The sequence below is a fragment of the Neisseria sp. HMSC070F02 genome, from assembly GCF_001814225.1.
Lineage (GTDB): Bacteria > Pseudomonadota > Gammaproteobacteria > Burkholderiales > Neisseriaceae > Neisseria > Neisseria meningitidis.
In genome coordinates this window covers 1-5261 of record NZ_KV815426.1, presented here as the reverse complement: position 1 = coordinate 5261, position 5261 = coordinate 1, and the positions used below count along the sequence as shown (strand labels likewise).

Annotated in this window: 2 protein-coding genes; both read right to left on the bottom strand. The window is 50.0% G+C overall.

The genetic code is table 11. The features are described 5' to 3' along the window. Nucleotides 1–166: 166 nt before the first annotated feature. Entirely contained in the window at nt 167–2908 is a 2742-nt protein-coding gene (tbpA, locus tag HMPREF2959_RS05410; RefSeq protein ID WP_070696485.1) for a transferrin-binding protein TbpA, read from the bottom strand. A gap of 85 nt (nt 2909–2993) precedes the next feature. Next, nucleotides 2994–5135, bottom strand: a complete 2142-nt coding sequence (locus HMPREF2959_RS05405) for a transferrin-binding protein-like solute binding protein (protein ID WP_070696482.1) — start codon at nt 5133–5135, stop codon at nt 2994–2996. Nucleotides 5136–5261: the final 126 nt, after the last annotated feature.

Sequence of the window (5261 nt, the reverse complement as noted above, 5' to 3'; positions counted from 1 at the left end):
TACCCGAAACCTCAAAAAAACCGAAACCGAACGGTCTGGATTCCCGCCTGCGCGGAAATGACGGGTTTCAAGATTACGGTATTGTCGGGGATGATGGGAAACGGTGGGAATTGTGTAAAAAATGCCGTCTGAAGCCTTTCAGACGGCATTTGCGGCGTTTGGACGTTTAAAACTTCATTTCCAAGCTAAATGTGTAGTTGCGACCGGGGGCGGCATATCGGTTGTAAACGCCGACATTTTTGTGTTGATTGACTGCGCCGCCGGCAGTTTGCCGCACATTTTCCCAAGTAACATAGCGGTAGTTGAGGAGGTTGTACACGCCCGCACGGAGGGTAAAGTGTTTTTTAATCGTGTAATAACCGGACACATCCACAATATACCAAGGGCGGGTACGGCGCGCGGTGGCTTTTGTATTGCGGCTGTTGCCGTTGAGCAAAGCCCGGCTGCCCAACAACTCTGTGATTTCCTTGGCTTTGGAATAAGTCAGCATACCGTTCACACCCCATTTGCCTTCCGGTTGGTCATAGCCCAAGCCGACGACATAGCGCGAGGGTTGGATGGCATCAAACAGGTGTGATTGAATATCGGTGCGGTCTGCGCGTTTTTTGATGTCGCGGACATGGACACGATTATAGGCAAATGTAGAATACCAACCTTCGGGCAATTTATCCCATACGCCGTTCCAATCGATTTTGCCCAAAATATTGATGCCGGTAATCCGCGCGCTTTGGGCATTGAGATAAGCCGGGTCGCCTTTGGCTGTTTCTTTGCCGTCTTTAATTTGCGCTTCATAACCCCGGACAATCAAATCGCGGTAGGCATTGTTGAACCAACTTGCCTCCAAGTTGCCGAAATCGCCTTTAAACACGATGCCGGCTTCTTTGTTGAACGATTTTTCCGGATCGATTTTGACCGCCTTGCTTTGAACACCCGCCCGCCAGCCGTACATTTCCGCAAACGAGGGCAGGCGGAAGCCGGTTGAAGTGCGGTAAGTCAAATCCAGCCAGTCGGCAGGTTTGAGGACGATGCCTGCGTTCCAGGACAGGGTGCGGTGCGTGCCGGTGGAAACGCTGCTGTCGTCCGAATGCGTGCTGCGGTAGTCGTAGCGCAAGCCCGCGCCGACATCCGCCCACCTGCCCAAACGGACATTGTCCCGAACTGCCGCGTAATAGCTTTTGCCGTTGATGCTGCGCGGTGTGCAGTCCGTATAAGTATTGTTGCCAAAGAGGCAGATTTGCCCCGTAACCACATTTCCCCCGCCTATGCTGACCCAATAGGGTTTGCTCTTGTCGCCGTTGGGGCTGTTTTTGCCGCTTTGAGGGGGCGTTTTCAACGAATAGGCGCGTTTGGCGTTTTGAAAATAATAATCCTGATGGCGGAGATTAGAGCCAAAGCGGTCAAACCCGAGATTCACGCTCAGGTTGTGGCGGATTTTGGCGGTATCGAAGGATTTTTTGAATGCCGCCTGCAAGAGCCTGTGGCTTTCCCCGTAAATCACGCGGTCGGATTTGTAGTAGGAAAACGGCTTGTCGGCACTCGGACGGCAATATTTGTCCGAACCGTCGGCAGAACAGTGCGTCTGCTGAAAATGATTGTCCAAACCGATACCCTGCCGGTCGTAAGAGAGGCGGGCATAATCCGCCCAAGTGTCTTTATCGGCATTGGTATAGACATATTCCAAACCGTAGCGGCTTTTGGTGTGCGTCTCGTCGTAAAACACGCCCGTACCGTATTCCGCGCCCACCAGCGCACCGTTTTCGCCGTTGGTAAACAGTCCGCCGTATTTGTGGTTGCCCGCGTATTTGCCGTTGCCGGACAAAGAACCCGCCTGTTTTTTATTTGCATCAAAAACCGCCTTGGTCAGGAATGCCGGAACCGTCATATCGCGCGTGTCGAAAGTTTGTTGCGTGTGTTCGAGTATGCCGCCGATGTAGTGCCGTTTGTTTTCAAAACGAAAACCCGGGCGGAACAGCCACGACCGGCTTTCGTATGAAAGCGGATCGGCGAGGAAGCGGTTGGGACCCGTGTAGTCTCGGGTAGAAACCGTTTGACGTTCGTCTTTGCCGACAACATCTTTTTTCGGTTTGCTTTTACACGTTTCATAACTCCCGCTTTCGCATTCTTCTTCGACCACGAAATGAGCGTATTGGTTGTCATCTTCAACCGGCACCAGCCTGTTAAAGCTCTGAACGCCGCGTCCGGCGGCTTCGTGGGCGCGGATTTCCCCCGCGCGCCGGCCGGTGTGGATCAGCAAAGCCTCCGCACCGCCGATGCGCCCCGCCAGCGCGATGGATTGGGTAAGCCCCCGGTTTTTGCCGGAATAGGCGGTTTTACTCTGAATGCCCCACTGCCTGCCTTCCCCGATAACATCGTCGGCGGTTTTGGTTTGAAATGCGACCGAACCCGCCAATGCGCCGCTGCCTTGTTCGACCGAGTTTGAGCCTTTGCTGATTTCGACAGCTTTGACGTTTTCATACTCGATTTCATTGATTGCGCCGCTGCTGCCCGCCGTCCTCGTCCCGCCCAATGCCGCCTGCGCGGTGTAGGACTGTATTTGCGCCAAGCCGTCTACCGTCAAGGAAACGCGGTTTTTGTCCATACCGCGTATCGAGTAGCCCGAGCTTGCGCCGCGCCCCTGTTCGACGACGGCGATGCCGGGGTCGTAACGCGTCAGGTCGCGGATATCGAGTACCTGTTCCTTGCTGAGGGTGTCGGCGGTTTTGACCAATTTGCCCAAACCGGTTACTTCGTTATCGCGGCGGGTTTTCTGTTTTTTGGCTTTTACCTGTATGGTATCCAACTGTTTTTCCTGTGCTTGTCCGGCTTGCACATTTTCTGCATAAACGGGCAGCGCAGTCATTAAAGACAGGCATAAAATATTTAATCGGAACAAATGTTGCTGTTGCATAATGTTTCCCTAATCTTCGCTTTCAGACGGTATCGGAAGGAGCGATGCCGTCGAAGCCTTATTCTTGATTGTTCGGCAACCGTGCTTATTGCACAGGCTTTTGGCGTTTCGCACCGAATACGACAGTTGCACTGCTTGCTGAATTTCCATTGCCGGATGCAACTGTTGTATTTTCCGTTTGTTTATCGCCCTGATAGGCAAACCATCCGCCCAACTCTTCGGCTTTGGGCCCGTAAAAACCGCCCTGCACCTTGGCATCTGTGATATATGCCTTAGGCGTGCGGGTGGTATTTTTTTGATCGAGATCAAAACCTAATTCAGCAGTTTTTGCCGTACCGGAAAAACCGTTGCCCTCAATCTTACCATCAATGGTAAAGGTTGCCTCCTGCCTGTTTTCAGCGGTTAACGTGCCGGTAATTTTTTTCTCGCCAAAATTCACAGTAAATTCCGCCCTGTTGCCGCCCTCTTTATCTGAAGCATTGCCGCTCCAGCTTGTGCTGCTGGCAATATGCCCGTACCAAGACCCCCGATAAACGATGTCTTGTTGCTCTTTTGGAATCTCTTTTTCATCGGTGCGCTCGCCTTGGAGGAACATACTTTGCGCGTCCGTTTGGGCGGCGGTTGGGCTGCTGTTGCCGCTTCCCACCGTGTTGCCGGCGGTTTTGCGTGTCAGCAACCCGTATTTCAGATAATTGAGGTTGGAACAGCAGACTTCGACTGCATAGGTTTTTGTTTTGCCATTGGCATCACCTGCCGTATTTGAAGCGGCTTGATTGCCATTCGCCGCCGTACCTGCTTGGGTGTCTTTTTCATCGCTTTTCGGCGTGTGGTCAAATTTGCGGGTAAAGTCTGTTCCGCCGTTTTTACCTTTATCTGCCTGATTGCTCCCGATTTCGGAATCCTTGGGCAGGAGCGGAATCATAATGCCGTCGACAACCAGTTGGGCGGCGTTGCTGAAGTTGTCGAGATTTTTGATTTTCTTGTCGTTTAGTGTCAATTCAACCGCATCCAAAACCGTGGTCAGCTTACTGTTTTCAGACGACGTGCCTGCCGCACCGTTTGATGCTGCCGCACCTGCGCCGCCTGAAGCCGCCTCAGTATTGCCATTTGCGTCTTTGTCTTTGGTTTTCGCGCTGCCGACAACGGCAACTTTTTTATCGTCGCTCAAAAAGCGGAAACCCAATTCCTCACCCTTCGGGCCGAAAAAGCCGCCGCTCAAAGAAGACGAGTCGGAAACAAAGGGATGTTCCTTGGTTTCGCCGTTGCCGGGTTTGTCGGTTGCTTCCGCTTTTCCGCTAAAGCGGTTTCCCTTAAGCGTCGCATCAAGGCTGTAGTATTGGGTGGTATGTTTGTCATTATTAGTATTATTTTGGTTCGCATTATTGCGTATTAATTTACCTGTCAATTTCTTATTGTCGAAATCCACTTGTAAATTCGAGGTAAAACCATAACCTTCATGACCGCTTTGTAAAGTCTTTTCATTTTTATTGGAATATTCTTCGCCTTCATCGCCCGAAAATCCGCTATACCTGTCGCCTTGTCTTTTTGAAGGCTGGATAATGTCATAAAATTTTTGTCCATTTTTCGTATCGGTTACAAAATGCCACACACCTTTATAGGTAACTGTTCCAGAAGCGGGAAGTTGTCGGGAAGGTTCTTTACCGTGATAAAAGATATAGCCGTCGTCGCCGTTTTTTGCACTTACTAATCCGTTTTCGACTTTGATTTCGTTTTTCGCGTGTTTGTAAAACCAGCCGGAATAAACATATTTGAATTTTTTGTAATCTGTTACTTCGTTTTTTGGTTGGTTTTCACCATTTGCATGACTACTATCTGCATCTTGACTGAGATAAGGTGAAGTGTAGATTTTAGAATCACCGTTGGTTTCTACTTTTGAAATGACGGATTCTTGTTTTAATGGCAGTTTCTTGGGTTCTGTCGGCAATCCTGTCGCCTCCCAATCATCATTCTTTAATTTAACCTCATCTTCTTTAGGACTCGCCTTCGGATGCCAATTCCGCCGCTTGAAGCGCATTGCAAAACCGTATCCGCCTTGGTCTTTTTGGGCTTGCGGTTTTTCGGAAGAAACATCTTGATACTTTGGCGCGGGACGCGGGGCTTCGGTATCGACAGAATCAAGATCGAAACTGCCGCCTCCGCCCAAACAAGCACTCAACAAAAACACAGGCAGCACCATAGCAGCCTGATTTACCAATGGATTGTTCATATAAACCCAATTCAATTAAAGAATGATAAGGATTATTATTTTATTTATTTTTAACAAATTTGCAAATACTTTTTTATTTTTTTAGGGAATACACCAAAATCCCGTCATTCCCACGAAAGTGGGAAT

Coding starts and splice junctions, on each gene's coding strand:
- tbpA (WP_070696485.1), bottom strand. CDS start 2,908: ATGCAACAGCAACATTTGTTCCGATTAAATATTTTATGCCTGTCTTTA.
- HMPREF2959_RS05405 (WP_070696482.1), bottom strand. CDS start 5,135: ATGAACAATCCATTGGTAAATCAGGCTGCTATGGTGCTGCCTGTGTTT.